The 17120-nt window shown below is 47.1% G+C and carries 16 protein-coding genes; 10 read left to right on the top strand and 6 right to left on the bottom strand.

What is annotated here, in order from left to right:
- Positions 1-8: 8 nt before the first annotated feature.
- On the bottom strand, positions 9-578 hold the full coding sequence (gene rrtA / locus IL_RS03650; RefSeq protein WP_011233969.1) for a rhombosortase: 570 nt from the start codon (positions 576-578) through the stop codon (positions 9-11).
- A 77-nt stretch (positions 579-655) separates the two neighbouring features.
- On the opposite strand from rrtA, the gene ggt reads away from it, so the two are divergent.
- A complete protein-coding gene (gene ggt / locus IL_RS03645; RefSeq protein WP_011233968.1) occupies positions 656-2395 on the top strand; it encodes a gamma-glutamyltransferase in 1740 nt (579 codons plus the stop codon).
- Positions 2396-2401: 6 nt separating this feature from the next.
- Positions 2402-2842, top strand: coding sequence for a hypothetical protein (locus tag IL_RS03640; RefSeq protein WP_011233967.1), 441 nt, complete (start codon positions 2402-2404; stop codon positions 2840-2842).
- Between the two features lie 5 nt (positions 2843-2847).
- On the opposite strand, the gene IL_RS03635 is transcribed toward IL_RS03640, so the two are convergent.
- Entirely contained in the window at positions 2848-3216 is a 369-nt protein-coding gene (locus tag IL_RS03635; protein ID WP_011233966.1) for a histidine triad nucleotide-binding protein, read from the bottom strand.
- A gap of 61 nt (positions 3217-3277) precedes the next feature.
- Positions 3278-3589, bottom strand: a complete 312-nt coding sequence (gene hspQ / locus IL_RS03630) for a heat shock protein HspQ (RefSeq protein WP_011233965.1) — start codon at positions 3587-3589, stop codon at positions 3278-3280.
- Between the two features lie 98 nt (positions 3590-3687).
- On the opposite strand from hspQ, the gene IL_RS03625 reads away from it, so the two are divergent.
- Positions 3688-3990 (top strand): PilZ domain-containing protein, encoded by a 303-nt coding sequence (locus tag IL_RS03625; RefSeq protein ID WP_011233964.1) that lies wholly within the window; start codon positions 3688-3690, stop codon positions 3988-3990.
- A gap of 12 nt (positions 3991-4002) precedes the next feature.
- On the opposite strand, the gene metG is transcribed toward IL_RS03625, so the two are convergent.
- Positions 4003-6036 (bottom strand): methionine--tRNA ligase, encoded by a 2034-nt coding sequence (gene metG, locus IL_RS03620; protein ID WP_011233963.1) that lies wholly within the window; start codon positions 6034-6036, stop codon positions 4003-4005.
- Between the two features lie 105 nt (positions 6037-6141).
- Here metG and apbC point away from each other — a divergent pair, with 105 nt between their 5' ends.
- Positions 6142-7128 carry an iron-sulfur cluster carrier protein ApbC gene (gene apbC / locus IL_RS03615; RefSeq protein ID WP_231378626.1) on the top strand — a complete coding sequence of 329 codons (987 nt, stop codon included), beginning with the start codon at positions 6142-6144 and terminating at the stop codon, positions 7126-7128.
- Between the two features lie 45 nt (positions 7129-7173).
- Positions 7174-7761 (top strand): dCTP deaminase, encoded by a 588-nt coding sequence (gene dcd, locus IL_RS03610; RefSeq protein WP_011233961.1) that lies wholly within the window; start codon positions 7174-7176, stop codon positions 7759-7761.
- Here the strand turns inward: dcd and IL_RS03605 are convergent.
- Complete coding sequence (locus IL_RS03605; protein ID WP_011233960.1) at positions 7758-8654, bottom strand: gluconeogenesis factor YvcK family protein; 897 nt, start codon at positions 8652-8654, stop codon at positions 7758-7760. The genes dcd and IL_RS03605 overlap by 4 nt on opposite strands.
- Before the next feature lie 106 nt (positions 8655-8760).
- Between IL_RS03605 and IL_RS03600 the strand changes: the two genes are divergently transcribed.
- From IL_RS03600 to IL_RS03580, 5 genes are all read left to right on the top strand, one after another.
- Positions 8761-10167, top strand: coding sequence for a protein adenylyltransferase SelO (locus tag IL_RS03600; RefSeq protein WP_011233959.1), 1407 nt, complete (start codon positions 8761-8763; stop codon positions 10165-10167).
- 68 nt (positions 10168-10235) lie between these two features.
- On the top strand, positions 10236-10742 hold the full coding sequence (locus IL_RS03595) for a DUF192 domain-containing protein (RefSeq protein WP_011233958.1): 507 nt from the start codon (positions 10236-10238) through the stop codon (positions 10740-10742).
- A 29-nt stretch (positions 10743-10771) separates the two neighbouring features.
- On the top strand, positions 10772-12445 hold the full coding sequence (locus tag IL_RS03590) for a M28 family metallopeptidase (protein ID WP_011233957.1): 1674 nt from the start codon (positions 10772-10774) through the stop codon (positions 12443-12445).
- 75 nt (positions 12446-12520) lie between these two features.
- Positions 12521-12889 carry a hypothetical protein gene (locus tag IL_RS03585; protein ID WP_011233956.1) on the top strand — a complete coding sequence of 123 codons (369 nt, stop codon included), beginning with the start codon at positions 12521-12523 and terminating at the stop codon, positions 12887-12889.
- A 21-nt stretch (positions 12890-12910) separates the two neighbouring features.
- Entirely contained in the window at positions 12911-13954 is a 1044-nt protein-coding gene (locus IL_RS03580; protein ID WP_011233955.1) for a bifunctional glycosyltransferase family 2/GtrA family protein, read from the top strand.
- A 64-nt stretch (positions 13955-14018) separates the two neighbouring features.
- Here IL_RS03580 and IL_RS03575 read toward each other — a convergent pair whose 3' ends face one another.
- Complete coding sequence (locus IL_RS03575; protein WP_011233954.1) at positions 14019-17120, bottom strand: efflux RND transporter permease subunit; 3102 nt, start codon at positions 17118-17120, stop codon at positions 14019-14021.

The raw sequence follows: 17120 nt of genomic DNA, 5'->3' as shown, positions 1-17120 counted from the left end.
AGCGAACTTTACTTATCGAAGGGAACGGCGTCACTAATGCGGCGCCGTTCTAATTTATAAAGCAATAATGAGCTCACTAAACCTGCCGCGTGAATGTAGCTGACATGCTCGCCAACAAAGTGATCCGGCTGCCAGCCAAGTAACTCGGCAACGACCTTTGCCACAAGTGCAATTAGAATAAGCCACATCCATTTTTTACCCGCACGAATGTCCTTAATTAAGCAATAAGCAAGCAGTCCGTGTAACACACCAGATAAACCGACAAAGCTTAAATTAACCGGCATAATCCAGAGCATTAGAGAGGTTGCAACACCGCTTATCAGCAGAGCGTTTATTAGCCACCGAGTGCTCCAGTATTCACGCCAAATGAGAACAATGAGCGCCAGCCCAATGAAGTTAAACAACGCATGCCACCAGTCTAAATGAATAAAGTGGGCGCTAATCAATGGCCAGCCTTCAGCCATAACTGTTTCTGAGTTAAAAGTCAGTAACGAGTGCCACTGAGGCATCAGTTGTAAAAAAATGGATAAAATCAGAACAAGGGCAAGCCCTGCCCAGTATTGATTAAACCTCTCCATTCGTTTTCCTTTTCGTTGCGTCATTGGTTTCTGATTCGTATGATAGGGGAAATTCCTCCCAATATGAATGAGGCCTTATGAAGTTCTGGCTACCGACAATAATTGCTGCAAGCGTATTAACTGCCTGTACGCCTGCATCCGAACAAGAAACCCGTGAACCGGAAGCCGCAACTGGCTTTGTTGAGAAGAGTGCGGTAACTGCCGATAACTTTATGGTGGCTGCAGCGAACCCGCACGCGGTTGACGCTGGCTATCAGGTTTTAAAGCGTGGTGGTTCTGCAGTTGATGCCGCTATTGCTGTACAGGCTATGCTCGGGCTGGTTGAACCTCAGTCATCGGGGCCGGGGGGCGGTGCGTTTATTCTGTATTGGGATAACGAAGAGAACAAGCTGTACAGCATAGATGCGCGTGAGACTGCTCCTATGGACGCTACTGAGTCTTTGTTTCTGGATGAAGAAGGTAATGCGCCTAAGTGGATTGACGCCGTCGTCGGTGGCCGTTCAGTCGGGACACCGGGAGTCATTCGCGGCCTGGAATTAGCTCATAAACGTTGGGGCAAAGCGGATTGGTCGTCACTTTTTAGTCAAACTATTGAGCTTTCAAAAGAGGGTTTTGAAGTATCTCCGCGACTGGCCAAGCTGGTTGAGATGGAGATTAACCCTGGTGTGAAAAAAATGCCTGAAGCCAGCGACTACTTTTTCCCTAACGGAGAGCCATTGAAAGCGGAGTCCATTCTCAAGAACCCTGACTATGCAAAGAGCTTAAGTCTTATTGCTGAGCAGGGGGCTGATGCATTTTATCAGGGGGAGCTGGCAGCAAAGATTGTGGATGCGGTACAAAACAGCCCTATCGAGCCAGGCGCATTAAGTCTTAAAGATTTAAGCCAATACAAAGCCAAACTGCGCGAACCAGTATGCAGCGCATATAGACAATATCAGGTCTGTGGCATGGGACCTCCAAGTTCTGGGGGGATTACAACACTGCAAACACTAGGCGTGCTGGAAAACTTTGAGTTAGGTGAGCTTGAACCTAATTCAGAACAATTCGTTCATTTGTTTACTCAGGCGTCACGCATGGCTTATGCCGACAGGAACCAATGGATTGCGGATCCTGACTTTGTAGAGATGCCAGTTGAAGCCATGCTGGACAAAACTTACTTGTCGAGCCGGGCAGATAAAATTACCGAAAATGACATGGGCAAGGCAAAACCGGGAGTTCAGTTACAGCCCGAGTATGAGCAGGATATTGCTTATGAACTGCCAAATACCAGCCATGTCTCAATAGTCGACGCCGAAGGCAATGTATTGTCTATGACCACCAGTATTGAAATGGGTTTCGGCTCAACGGTCATGGCCGGCGGTTTCTTGTTAAACAACCAATTAACGGACTTTTCTCTGGCGCCGGGCGATGGTAAAGAAAAGTATGCGAACAGAGTTGAGGCGGGGAAACGCCCCCGTAGTTCAATGGATCCCATTATTGTACTGGACGAGAAGGGTGAACAGGTTTTACACGCGTTAGGTTCCCCCGGCGGCAGCCGAATTATTAATTATGTCAGCCAGACATTAGTTGGCATGCTGGACTGGAACCTAAACGTCCAGCAAGCTATCAATCTTGGTCACGTAACTAACCGTAATGATTATACCTCGCTGGAAAAAGGTCGGGACATAAGTGAACTCAAAGCAGATTTAGAGAAGCGCGGACATGACGTTAAAGTTATTGATTTAAACAGTGGCTTACACGGAGTTAGCATTGATTCAGACGGCACTCTTATTGGCGGTGCTGACCCACGTCGCGAAGGTGTGGCAAAAGGAGAATAGCAGGTGATGAAAATTATAAACTTATTGGTAGTGGCTTTCACTATAGTGACGTTATCTGCGTGTGGAGACGACGAACCGATAAATTATGCACAAGCCCAGCCGGAAGAAGTTATCCAGGGTTTTTATGACTCAATTTATAAAGACGGAGACTTAGAGCAGGCGAAACAGCTGTCTTCAGAGCGTATGGCTGACTTAATTGATCATTATGGTGCGGTTAGTGCGGTTCAGAGGTACGTTCTTGGCCGCTATTTTGAAACCGTTGAAATTGAAGTGGAAACCAACTCTTTTACCGATTACTTAAATAATTCGGAAGATTTACGAGTAACGGTCATTTTTGACGGCTATCACAACGGTGAGAGAGCGAAGGACAGCCGTGATGTGGTACTGATTAAAAGGGACGATGCCTGGGTCGTTGATAAAATTCTTGATACTCGGTATCGCCCTTAATTGCTTTACGCTTCTTTTTTCTTATCAGTATAAGGTGGCCAGCCCATTTGTTTTCCAGCCAGCATGTGTAGATGAATGTGATACACCGTCTGGCCACCATACTCATTACAGTTCATGACTAACCGGTAACCGTCTTGTGAAAAATTATGTTCCGCTGCTAATTTAGCTGCAACCACATACAAGTGGCCAACCAAACCGGCGTTGTCTTCATTAATGTCGTTTGCTGTCGCAATAGGTTGTTTGGGAATGATCAAACAGTGGAACGGGGCTTGTGGATTTATATCTTTAAACGCAAGCGCTTTGTCATCTTCGTAGATAATGTCCGCAGGGATATCACGGTTAATAATTTTTGTGAAAATTGTTTCTTCTGCCATTGTCTTACCCTTATTACGCTATTTTAGTCTATGGTAACTATAGCATTGGGCATCGGCAAATTCAGTTGAGGTTTTCGGACAGCTTATATTGGCTGGCGGATTTTCCCGAAAACAAAAGGTCAACCATTGGGTGTTGAATTGCCTGCTCTGAAAAGTCGGCTTCTAAGCTGCTTTCACTGACATAAGTCTGAATTGACGAGTTGTTAACTAAAATATGGTACCACGGCTGATCTTTGGCCGGTTTAGAGGTTGCCATTTTATTGTACCAGCTGTCAGATAGCGTGAAGCACGGGTCAGCATCAATAATCACGCCACGGTAACCGTAAAGGCTGTGTGTGATAAGTTGACCAATTGAAAACTTCGCTTCTACCATGATGACGGTTCCATGTTATCCGATAATGTTTTTTTATCGGCTAAGGCGTGCTAAAACTTAAGTAAGATTTACACTTAATATACAAATAAGAGGACAACATGCTGGAATCCCCGGAAAATCGAAATTTCATGCGAATGGCAGTCAATGCAGATGTAAAGGTTACTCTTAAAAATGAAAAGGGAGAGCAGCAGTTACAGGGGATTTGTCTTGATTTAAGTGCGGTTGGTTTATCTTTGCAATTACCTGAAAACGCAGAAATTGGCGATAGCTTATTTGCGGAAATTGGCTCGTCTGGTTCCATAGCCCCGTTGAAAGTTACCGCTGAAGTTGTTCGCAGTCAGAGACTGGAAGACAACAGCGGCGACTTTATTCTGGGGTGTCGTATTATATCAATGGACTAGTTGCCCGATTGATTACATTATTCTCATACCGGGTTTGGCGCCATCGTGCGGGTTCAGAATGTAGATTTCATCTTTACCCGGGCCTGCTGCAAGCACCATGCCTTCAGATAAACCAAAGCGCATTTTTCGAGGTGCCAAGTTCGCAACCATAACGGTTAATTGACCTTTCAATGCTTCCGGATCATAAGCTGATTTTATGCCGGCAAATACCTGACGAGTTTCACCGCCAAGATCCAATGTCAGTTTCAATAACTTATCTGCACCTTCAACGTGCTCGGCATTTGCAATGCGGGCAACGCGTAAATCAACTTTAGCAAAATCGTCAAAACTTATTTCATCGGCAATGGGTTCTTTCTTCAATTCATCATTGGCTTCCACAGCCGGAGTTTGTGAAGCTTGCTCTTCTTTTGATGCGTCAATCATGGCGTTTACGTCATCCATTTCAACGCGCTGCATGAGCGCTTTGAATTTATCTATCGGGTGGTCTGTTAAAGCCGTTTTGTGGCTGTCCCAGGTGAAGTTGTCGTTTAAGAAGCTCTGCACTTCTTCGGTCAGTTTTGGTACAACTGGCGCTAAATACACCATTAACACTCGGAATAGATTGATACCCAACGAGCAAATTTCATGAACTTCCTGCTCGCTGCCTTCCTGCTTAATTAACTGCCAGGGTTCTTTATCAGCAATGTACTGGTTGGCACGATCAGCCAACGCCATAATGTCGCGCATGGCACGTGAGAACTCTCGTTTTTCATAAAGCTCAGCGATGTTGTCACCGGCCAGCTGAAAGTCTTCTAACAGTGCTGAGTCAGCTACGTTAGATGAAAGTCTTCCATCGAACTTTTTCTGAATAAAACCGGCGCAGCGGCTGGCAATATTAATCACCTTACCAACAAGGTCTGAATTGACCCGTTGTGCGAAGTCGGTCAGATTCAGGTCTAAATCGTCAATACGGCTTGTCAGTTTGGCTGCAAAGTAATAACGCAGATATTCCGGGTCAAGATGCTCAAGGTAGGTACGAGCCTTAATGAATGTCCCTTTCGATTTGGACATTTTAGTCCCGTTAACCGTAATAAAACCATGTGCCCAGACATTGGTTGGTTGACGGAAATCGGCACCTTTTAACATGGCAGGCCAGAATAAGCTGTGGAAGTAGATAATGTCCTTGCCAATAAAGTGATAAAGCTCGGCTTCGCTGTCAGCTTGCCAATAAGTGTCCCAGTCTGCTTTGCCTGTGGTTGAGCAATAGTTTTTAAAACTGCTCATGTAGCCTATAGGCGCATCCAGCCATACGTAGAAGTATTTATTTTCGGTGCCGGGAATTTTAAAGCCAAAGTAGGGCGCGTCGCGGGAAATGTCCCACCGTTGCAAGCCTTGTTCAAACCATTCGTTGAGCTTGTTCGCCATTTCATTTTGCAATGAGCCAGAGCGCGTCCAGCTTTTTAGCATGTCACCAAATGCCGGCAGGTCGAAAAAGTAATGTTCAGACTCACGCAGTTCGGGTTCTGCGCCAGAAACCACCGACTTGGGGTTTTTCAGGTCGGTTGGTGCGTATGTTGCACCACAAACATCGCAGTTGTCGCCGTACTGGTCTTCTGCGCCGCAATCCGGACACTCGCCTTTAACGAAGCGATCGGGCAGGAACATCTCTTTTTGCGGGTCATACAGCTGTTCAATGACTTTGGTTTTAATATGTCCGGCTTTATCAAGACGCGTGTAGATAGTCTCAGCCAACTCACGGTTTTCGTCACTGTGCGTGCTGTAGTAGTGGTCAAAACCGACTAAAAAATCACTAAAATCGGATTCATGCGAGCGTTGCATGTCGCCAATCATCTGTTCAGGCGTTATACCAAGCTGCTGGGCTTTCAGCATAATCGGTGTGCCATGCGCATCGTCAGCACAGACGAAGTGGCATTCGTTACCGCGCAGCTTCTGAAAGCGTACCCAGATATCGGCCTGAATATAGCCCAACATGTGACCGATATGGATAGGGCCGTTTGCGTAAGGCAGTGCGTTAGTAACCAGTATTTTACGTGCGGATTGGCTCATGCGAAAATCTGCTTCCGTTTTGTTGATTAATCGAATGTAAACCCTAAAGTTTTATGCCGCTCATGTTAGCATAGCTCTTGGCTGATACACAGATCCCCGAGGTTGATGATGAAAGATTTTACTCACCCCTTATTGCCTAATGGCATACCCGATAACTGGGTAACTGGCTCCGGTAAGCAACGGGTATTGAATTTGCCTTTTGTTGCTGGCGAGTCCTTGCTGAAAGCCATACAAGAGGATTCTGAACTGGGCGAGTTTGACTGGCAGCTTAATTGTCAGATCAAAAAATTGAAGAACTCACAGCCGGAATTACCGCTTACCACGGGTAATGTCATTGTTGTCTCCTCAGGCAAAGGCGGAGTGGGGAAATCCTCTGTCAGTGTGAATCTGGCACTAGCTTTATCACAGCTAGGCGCCAAGGTTGGCTTGCTGGATGCCGATATTTACGGGCCATCAATTCCGACCATGCTTGGCGGTGGCGGCTCAGAGATGGAGCTGACCAAGAACAATAAAATGATGCCTTTAGAGCGCCACGGATTGCATGTACATTCGCTGGGATACCTGGTTGAGGACAACGATGCGACTATTTGGCGCGGTCCTATGGCAAGTGGCGCTCTGCAGCAGCTTTACAAAGACACGGCCTGGCCAGCGCTTGATTATCTTATTGTGGATATGCCGCCGGGTACTGGCGATATTCAGTTGACCATGGCACAAAAATTACCGGTAACTGGCGCGGTGGTAGTAACCACACCTCAAACCGTTGCACTTAAAGACGCGGAGAAAGGCGTGGCTATGTTTGAAAAGCTGAATATTCCGCTTATAGGCATATTGGAAAACATGAGTTTTTACCAATGTCCGTCGTGTGGGCATGAAGATGCGGTTTTTGGCAAAAACGGGGGGGCGGTTATGGCAACTGAGCACAACTTACCGTTATTGGGACAGTGGCCTTTGAACAGTGAGCTGCGCGAGAGTCTGGATGGCGATACACCACTATTGTTAGCACAGCCGGAACACCCGTTAAGTCAGCTAATTTTAAATTCAGCGCAACAAGTTGCAGCAAAACTCTATTATCAGCAAGAAAATTCGTTATAGTACTGGCCTTAAGGTCTTAAATGACAACACGGAGAACGATGAACCATGCGCCTAAACGACACTGAAATAGAACAGCATTTGAAAGATGGAATTATAGGTGTCGAACCTGCACCCCAAGCCAATAATATCTCAGGCGTTACACTAGATATTCATTTAGGCAACGATTTTCGTGTGCTGCAGGATCATGCGGCACCTTTTATAGATATTAGCGGCTCGCGCGAAGCTATTGAAGCGGCAATTCAGGAAGTCATGAGTGATGAAATTGTGCTTAAAGATGACCAGGCCTTTTTTATTCACCCTGGCGAATTTGCTTTAGCGGTAACACATGAGTCTATTACCTTGCCGGCCGATATGGTGGGTTGGTTAGACGGTCGCTCGTCATTAGCGCGTTTAGGATTGATGGTACATGTAACGGCTCACCGCATTGACCCGGGTTGGTCAGGACAAATTGTTCTGGAGTTCTTTAATAGCGGTAAGTTACCTTTGGCATTACGAGCGGGTATGAAGATAGGTGCTATTAGTTTTGAGAAGCTCAGTGGCCCTTGTGCAAGGCCCTACAACAAGCGTGAAGATGCTAAATATCGGGATCAGCACAGCGCCGTGGCTTCGCGTATTTCAGCTGACGGCGGCTAAGCACTCTCCACCAGGAGTTGTTTCGCGGCTTCTTCTAATTTAGCCAGTAAATTGCTTGTATTATGGCGGTAGTAGACATCTTCATCACTCTGCAAACCGCCAATAACCGGTAATTTTAGGTCTTTTTCTTGCTTGTTGCTTAAAACTAAGTCGATAACCTGCTTACCCAATTGCTTCTCGATAAAGCCGACTTTTTCAGCCAGGCTGAGTTTCCCGGCAGGGCCGTTTTCATCCACCAGATTATCAATAAACACCACTTTGGCCTGAGTTGTCCGTAAGGCATCGCGGACACCATTAATGAGTAACGGTGGCATAACCGAGGTCATGAAACTTCCCGGTCCCAGCAAGATTAACTGACTGCTTCGAATATGGCGTATCGCTTCGGGGGTTGCAGTAACGCTGCCGGATAAGGAGAGCTTGCGTGGCATAACCGGCAGTTTATCAATGCGTATTTCACCATGACACTGAATGCCATCGTTGGTTGTCGCAATGAGATCGGTCGGGCATTCCGACATAGGAAGTATGCGATTATCGACGTTCAGCAAACGACTTAATAGCTGTATACCATCTAACGGGCGGGCACTGAGCTGGTCCAGTGTATAAAGCAGCAGGTTACCGAAGTTATGACCATGCAGTGACGATGTGCAATCAAAACGATAATTCAGTACTTCGGCCGCTAGCGGTTGTTCAACAAGTTGTGACAGGCAGTTGCGGATATCCCCCCAGGCAATGCAGTGTTGTGACTCACGTAACAAACCGGTTGCGCCGCCGTTATCTGTGGTTGCTACAATACCGACTAACTTATGTTTCATAAACGACAGAGTCGACAGTACCCGACCGAGACCGTGGCCACCGCCTATTGCGGTGATACGTCGTAAAGAATGAAGTTGCATGTGGCTTCCTTTGCTGCCAATGGCCAAACGTTGCGACCTTAGCTGATTTATTATGAGTTATGCAAGCCTCGCTGACTGTGTAACAATCTATTTAGCAGGAGGATGTATGCCAATAGTTTTTGATAACCGCTTTGCCCGTAAGTTCCCGGAAATTACAACTCGCCAGCCAATAAAGCCCGATGGCGAGGTCAATTTACGTTGGTTAAATAGCCCTTTATGGGCTGAATTAACCAATGGAGAAACGCCGCCGGCTGAATTGTCTCAGTGGCTGGGAGGGCTCGAGCACTGCCCGGGAAGTGACCCGGTTGCGCAAAAGTACGCAGGGCATCAGTTCGGACATTTTAACCCTTATTTAGGCGATGGTCGCGGCCTGCTGCTGGGTCAGGCCGTAGTGGGAGATAAAATAACGGATATCCATATAAAAGGCGCCGGACCGACTCCATACAGCCGGGGCGCAGATGGCAGGGCGGTGTTGCGCTCTTCTATACGGGAATTGCTGGCAAGCGAAGCGCTGCACGCGCTAACTATTCCGACAACGCGTGCTTTGGCCTTAATCTCGACACAAGGGAAGATACAACGGGAGCGGGTTGAACCCGGCGCGATGCTGGCCCGCACAGCGACGACGCATGTCCGTTTTGGTCATTTTGAACACTGTTTTCACCGCGGACTGGAAGATACCATGCACAACCTCTGGCAGGACACCATAGAAGTGACCTGGCCACACTTAGCGGATGCGGATATCGAGGAACAATTTTCGCAGGTGGTTAAAAGTACCGCTGAGATGATTGCTGCGTGGCAGGCTTATGGTTTTATTCATGGTGTAATGAATACTGACAATATGAGTTTAGCGGGTGAAACGTTCGACTTTGGCCCCTACGCCTTTCTGGATGATTACCAGCCCGAAAAGATTTTTAATCATACCGATGCGGGCGGGCGTTACGGGCTTTTGCAACAACCGGGAGTTGGACTCTGGAATTTACAGCGACTGGCTCAGGCAATTAGTCCTTTAATTGAGGCAGATAAACTAAGGGCGGCGCTGGACACCTACGAACCTGAACTTCGAAAAGCTTACTTAAACCGAATGACAAAGCGTCTGGGGATGTCGTCAGTGCCGGCCAAAGAGAGAATGCAGTTAGTTGGCGGCTGGTTAAGTCTGCTGGAAGTGAACCAGGCCGATTATCAATTGGCGTTCCGTGACTTAATTGACTCGCTTGAAGCGAAAGAGCCGAAAGGGTTACTGGCACAAAGCGGTGACAGCTGGTGGCAGGAATACAATAACGTGGTAAACGGAGAGAGCGATATTGACGTGATGAAGCAAGTTAACCCCTGGGTTATTGTCAGGACACACCATGCGCAGCGGGTTATCGAGGCTGCAGAAACCGGTGACGACTCGTTATTACATGACTATGTGCAGGCTTTAATGACCCCCTTTTCTGAACGTTTACGCGAAAGCCCCTGGGCGAAGCCGCCAACGGCTGAGGAGCAGGTCTCTGAACTGTCCTGCTCAAGTTGAGGTTTGAATTGCGATCTCCCACTGGATAGGACAAAATCAGAGTTACTGATTATGACAGGGTCAAGCAAATGAACTATCGAGTGCTTTTTATATTAATCAGCGCCTTACCTTTTTGCAGTCTGGCGCAGCAATGGAATGTTCCTGAACCACAAGAATTTGATAAAACCGAAGTCTGTCTGGGCGAACTTGAACAACCTTTGACAGTCGAGCTAGCGGATAATCAGCAGCAACAAGCGCGGGGTTTAATGCAGCGTGAGTCACTGGGTGAGTACAATGGAATGTGGTTCCGTTATGGAAATGAGCGGCCCGGCTACAGTGGTTTCTGGATGTACCAGACATTAATTCCATTAGATATTGCTTACCTTGATCGACAAGGCCGTATTGTGAAAACGTTCACGATGCGACCTTGCGGCAGCGATGATCCAACGCAATGCAGAAGCTATTCTCCGGGGAAAAATTACTGGAGCGTACTTGAGGTCAATGGCGGATTTTTTGCGGAGCACGATATTCGCATGGGCGATCAATTAAGAAAAGCTGAGGGCGAGAGCTGTGAGCAAAAATACGGTAAAGAGTAATAATGAAAAGTAATATAAAAGGAGAAACCATGAAGTACGTCATATTGGGAGCACTGAGCTTAAGTGTCTTAGCTGCTTGCGGGCCGGCAAACGAATCAAACAAAGAAACAGATAAAGCCGTTGCCGATATAAAGGATTCAGCTTTTAACCCCAATTACCGGGATTATCTTAAAACGTTATCTTCTGACGAGTTTGAAGGGCGCGCACCTGCATCAGCTGGTGGTGAAAAAACGGTTAGCTTTATTGAAAATAATTTCCGCGAGTGGGGCTTAAAGCCGTATGACCAGGAAAATGACAGTTATCGTCAACCTGTCCCCTTAGTCAAATTGATGCCGTATAAAGTGAGTTCTCTAAACTTTGATGGTGAGTCAGCACCAGAGTCAATGAAGTACCGTACGGAAATGATGGCGTGGACACCGCGAGTGGTTGACGAAGTTAAAGTCGAGAACAGCGACGTTGTTTTTGTCGGATACGGTATTGTTGCTCCTGAATACGACTGGAACGACTACGAAGGACTGGATGTTGAAGGTAAAACCGTTGTTATGCTAGTAAATGACCCGGGCTACGCAACAGGTGATCCTGAGCTATTTAATGGCAATGCAATGACTTACTATGGTCGTTGGACTTATAAATTTGAGGAAGCCGCCAGACAGGGCGCTGAAGCCGCTTTTGTGATACACGAGACTGGACCTGCCGGATATGGCTGGGGGGTTGTTGCTGGCGGTTCTCCAGTGCGTTTTGACTTAAAGCGTGAAAACAAGAATATGGATCGCTCAGCCATTGAAGGTTGGATAACCGAAGAGAGTGCAAATGCGCTTTTTGCTACTGTAGGCAAGAATTTAGAACAAATGCGGGAGCTGGCGTTAAGTGGTGAGTTTAAGCCTCAGCCGCTGAATATTGAAGCTTCACTGACGGTGCAAAACAAATTTGAATATTTAGATACCAATAACGTGATTGGTTACATTGAGGGCTCTAAATATCCAGAAGAACACGTTATTTATATGGCTCACCACGACCATCTGGGAACCGATCCGGTGCGTGAAGATGATCCTATCTATAATGGTGCGCAGGATAATGCCTCCGGCACGGCCGCATTAATGGCTATGGCTGAGCAGTTTGCTAAAGGGCCACAACCAGAGCGCTCTATTGTGTTTGCTGCGGTAGGTGCAGAGGAGAGTGGCCTGCTCGGTTCTGGCTGGTACGCGTCACATCCAATGCTGCCGCTGGGCAAAGCTGTTGGCGGTATCAATATGGACGTTATGAACGTTTATGGTCCGATGAAAGACATGGTTGTCGTTGGTTATGGCAATTCTTCTATGGAAGACTACTTGAAACGCTACGTAAAGGCCCAAGATCGTTATGTAGCACCTGAGCCAACTCCTGAAGTGGGTTCATTCTACCGCTCGGATCATTTTAGCCTGGCGAAGAAAGGCGTGCCGATGCTTTACGCTGAAGGTGGCAATGATCACTTTGAAAAGGGCCGCGAGTGGACTGAAGAGCAGCGTGCTATATTTAATCGCGACGCTTATCATAAACCGGCTGATGAATTTGATGAAAACTGGGATTTACGTGGTGTACAGCAGGACATGTCCGTTTTTTATTCAATTGGCAATGAGTTAGCAAACTCACGGGATTGGCCGCAATGGGCACCGGGCAATGAATTTGAAGCGGTACGTAAAGCAACAGAAGATATGCGTAAATAGACGTTAAGATAACCTTGTAGGAACGGTCTGTGCCTTATGTTGTCTTAGCTTTGTAGTCATTTTTTAGGAGCAGTTATGACTCATAAACGAGATAAAGTTTATGTCCGTTTCAACCAGGGTTCGCGTACCGGAGGTTCATCCTCCGGTAACTGGCTCAGCCGTTTGCTGGGCCTTTTTTTGTTATTGGTTCTGATAGGCCTTGGATTGGCTTTTGGCATGGTCATCGCCGCCGTTTTATTTGTGCTGATGATTCCGGTTATGTGGCGTCAACGTCATGCTATTAAACAGGTTTGGCGTATGCGTAAGCAGGCGAAACAGCATTATCAGGAGCAACAACGGCAGTATCAAAAACAACAAGAACATTATGAAAATAATAAGGAAGACCGTGGCTCGGTTATTGATGGAGAGTACGAAGTCAAAGACGATCAGGACAAAAAAACATAGAAACAAAGGCCCAGTGCTGGAATGAAGAAACCTTATATTGTTATTCCGGCGCTGGATCCCGACCAGCACTTGCTGGAGCTTATTGATAGTATTACCACTGGAGATCCAGAATGGAATCACTATCTGGGTATTATTGTTGTTGATGACGGTAGTCGCCTCTCCGATGTTTTTCAGCAACTGGCTGATCGTCATCGTGTTCATGTTCTAAGGCATGAGCAAAATAAGGGAAAAGGCGCGGCGTTGCGCACGGCATTTAACTGGATCATCAAGCAAAGTGATGAACGCTGTTCCGGTGCCGTAACTGCTGACGCAGACGGTCAGCATTTGGCGAAAGACATTCTCGCTATTTGCACCTGCCTAAAAGGATACCCGGATAAACTATGGCTGGGTAGCCGCACTTTCGATGAAAAAGACATTCCTTTCCGCTCCAGACTCGGTAATAAATTTACCCGGGTTATTTTTCGGCTGGTAACGGGTCAGGATATTAAAGATACCCAAACCGGACTACGTGGAATTCCGTTAGGTTTCCTTAAACAGTTAGTTCACTTTAACAGTTCAGGTTATGAGTTTGAGTTGGAAATGCTGCTTTCGGCTAAGCGCTGCGGCTATCGCATAAACTCTCAGGAAATAACCACGGTTTATGAAGAGGGTAATGAAACAAGTCATTACCGACCAGTAATCGACTCGATAAAAATTTACCAAAAGTTTTTAAAGTTTGCGAGTATTGGCATTCTGTCTGCCGGCCTTGATTACTCTATTTTTGCGACAGCTTACTTTTTCTCCGGCCAGGTGTTGGAGTCTATTGTTCTGGCGCGAATTATATCCGGGGTGTTCAACTTTTCTTTGAATCGCCAATGGGTATTCAAACAGGGGGCTCATGTCGCCTGGGACGCAACTAAGTACAGTTGTTTGGCGATTGTTTTAGTGGCTGCTAATTACGGCCTTACGGAGGCTTTCCGGTATCTTGGTGTCACACCTTTTATTGGTAAGCCTTTAGCTGAAGGTCTAGTATTTTTATTGAGTTACGGTGGGCAAAAACGCTTAGTTTTTAAAAAAGCGACTTGATAAGCTGCCGTTTTAAAAAGAAAACCCGGAGTTTAAGCTCCGGGTTTTTTGTATCTGCTATTCGTTATTCTTCCGATTGTTTAGGCGGGAATATTCGCCGCACAACATAGAAGAATAATGGTACGAAGAAGATTGCCAGTACAGTACCGCCAATCATTCCGCCTATAACACTGGTACCGATGGCATTACGGCTTGCAGCACCTGCACCATCGCTTAGTGCCAGAGGCATAACACCAAAGATAAAGGCTAAGGACGTCATAAGGATAGGGCGCAGACGTAAGCGCACGGCTTCCAGCGTGGCATCCAGTAGCTCTTTACCCTGAGCCTGTAAGTCTTTCGCAAACTCAACAATCAGTATGGCGTTCCTTGCTGATACCCCTACGGTTGTCAGCAGACCTACCTGGAAGTAAACATCGTTAGAGATACCGCGAAGCATGACAGCAACGACAGCACCCAGAATACCCAGAGGGACAACCAGCATGACTGAGAAAGGTATTGACCAGCTTTCGTACAGGGCTGCCAGGAACAGGAATACGACAATCAGCGATACGCTATAAAGGATCGGCGCAAAATCACCAGATTGACGCTCTTGTAAAGAAATACCTGTCCATTCGAAACCAATACCCGGAGGAAGCTTAGCAATCATCTTTTCCATTTCAATCATGGCTTCGCCGGTACTGACTCCCGGAGCTGCCTGCCCCTGGATTTCCATTGCAGCAACACCGTTGTAGCTTTCAACTCGCTGGGCACCATAAGTCCATTCCCAGCTCGAGAATGAGCTAAATGGCACCATATCACCCTGGTTATTTTTGACATACCATTCGTTGATATCTTCAGGCAACATGCGCGATTCCGTCTCGCCCTGCAGATAGACCTTTTTAACCCGGCCCCGATCGATAAAGTCGTTAACGTAGGATGAACCCCAGGCTGTGCTTAAGGTTTCATTGATATTGGTAATAGTCAGTCCCAGCGCCTGAGCTTTTTCAAAGTCGATATCAATACGCAACTGTGGCGCATCTTCAAGACCATTTGGACGTACCTGTACCAGCTTGTCGTTCTGTCCTGCCATACCCAGCAATTGGTTACGGGCTTCGAGTAAACCTGCATGACCCAGGTTACCGCGATCCTGCAGGAACAGGTTGAAACCACTGGAAACACCAAGTTCTGGAATAGGTGGCAGGTTAAAGGCAAATATCATCGCCTCTTTAATACCAGCGAAGAACCCAAAAGCTCTGCCTATAACGGCATTAACACTCTGGCTTTCGTCACGTTCGCTCCAGTCTTTCAAACGCACGAAGGCGATACCATTAGCCTGACTTCGTCCTGAGAAACTGAAACCAACAACAGAAAATACTGACTGAACCGCATCTTCCTGGTTAAGGTAATAGTTTTCTATTTTGTCCATGGTATTAACCGACTGCTCAATAGTCGAACCGACCGGTAACTGCATCTGAGTCAAGAATACGCCGCGATCTTCGTCGGGCAAGAAGGCCGCTGGCAATTTCATGAATAAGAACACCAGAATGCCAATAATACCCAGGTAAAGTACGCCAAACCGTACGGTACGACGTAAAATTGAGTGAATGGTATTGGTGTACTTATCGGTCCATTTCTCTAAGGTACGGTTGAACCAACCAAGCGGGCCCCAGCCACTGCTTTTGTCGTGCTTAACCGGTTTCAGCAGGGTGGCACACAATGCTGGTGAGAACACGATAGCGACCAGAACAGACAGACCCATCGAGGTAATGATGGTCAGTGAGAACTGTCGGTAAACGGCACCGGTGGAACCCGGGAAGAAGGCCATAGGTGCGAATACCGCGGCCATAACAACACCGATAGCAACAAGTGCCCCGGTAATTTGTCCCATCGACTTAATCGTTGCCTGTTTGGGTGACAAGCCCTCTTCAGACATTAAGCGCTCAACGTTCTCTACAACGACGATGGCGTCATCAACCAACAGGCCGATGGACAACACCATACCGAACATGGTCAGGGTGTTAATTGAGAAACCGGCTAATGCCATGACTCCCATGGTTCCCAGAATAACCACCGGTATTGCTAAGGTGGGTATTAAAGTAGCGCGTAGGTTCTGCAGGAAAACGAACATCAGCAGGAAGACCAGAATAATGGCCTCTATTAAAACCTGCGCGACTTCTGAAATTGAAATTTTGATAAAGGGAGTCGTATCGTACGCTGTAACCAACTCCATTCCATCAGGGAAAAACTCTTCCAGTTCAGCCATTCGCGCTTTTACCGCATCGGCTGTTTCCAGAGCGTTAGCGCCGGTTTGTAGGTTAATTGCCAGACCCGTTGCCGGCTTACCGTTATAATTGGCCTGAATGGAATAGTTTTCCGCGCCTTTTTCGACCTCAGCAACGTCTTTAAGGCGGACTTGAGAACCATCAGACAACACTTTTAAGGTGATATTTTCAAACTCAGAGACATCAGACATACGAGTTTGCGCAATAATGGTTGCGTTCAGACGTTGCCCCTCTACGGCTGGTGTGCCACCAAGTTCACCGGCAGCAACCTGAGCATTTTGTGCCTGAATAGCACTTTTAAGGTCAGCCATTGTCATGCCGTAGTTAACCAGCGCTGACGGGTCGACCCAAATTCTCATAGAGTAGGGTGAGCCAAAGAGTTGAACGTTACCAACCCCCGTTGTACGGGCTATAGGATCCTGAATATTTGACGCAATATAGTCACTTAAGTCGGTTTGAGAGTAACGGTCGTCTGAGGCCACGAGCGCGGCTACCATTAAGAATGAGCTACTCGCTTTACTAACGGTAATGCCCTGAGCCTGAACTGCCTGAGGCAACTGGGGGGTTGCCTGAGAAAGCTTATTCTGAACTTGCACCTGAGCAATATCAGGATCCGTTCCTGAAGCAAAAGTCAGACTAACGGTGCCGTTACCAAAGTTACTCTGAGAAGAGAAATAGAGCAGGTTATCAATACCTGTCATATTCTGCTCAATAACCTTGGTTACGGTATTTGAAACGGTTTCGGCGTTAGCGCCAGGGTAACTCACCTGAATTTCGACTGCAGGCGGAGCGATAGTCGGATACTGAGCTATAGGTAGCTGCAGCATCGCGATAGCACCGGCCATCATGGTCAGTAGCGCGATAACCCAGGCAAATATCGGGCGATTTATAAAAAACTTGGCCAT

Origin of the sequence: Idiomarina loihiensis L2TR, assembly GCF_000008465.1 — a bacterium.
Lineage (GTDB): Bacteria > Pseudomonadota > Gammaproteobacteria > Enterobacterales > Alteromonadaceae > Idiomarina > Idiomarina loihiensis.
This window is presented reverse-complemented; position numbering and strand designations above follow the sequence as displayed.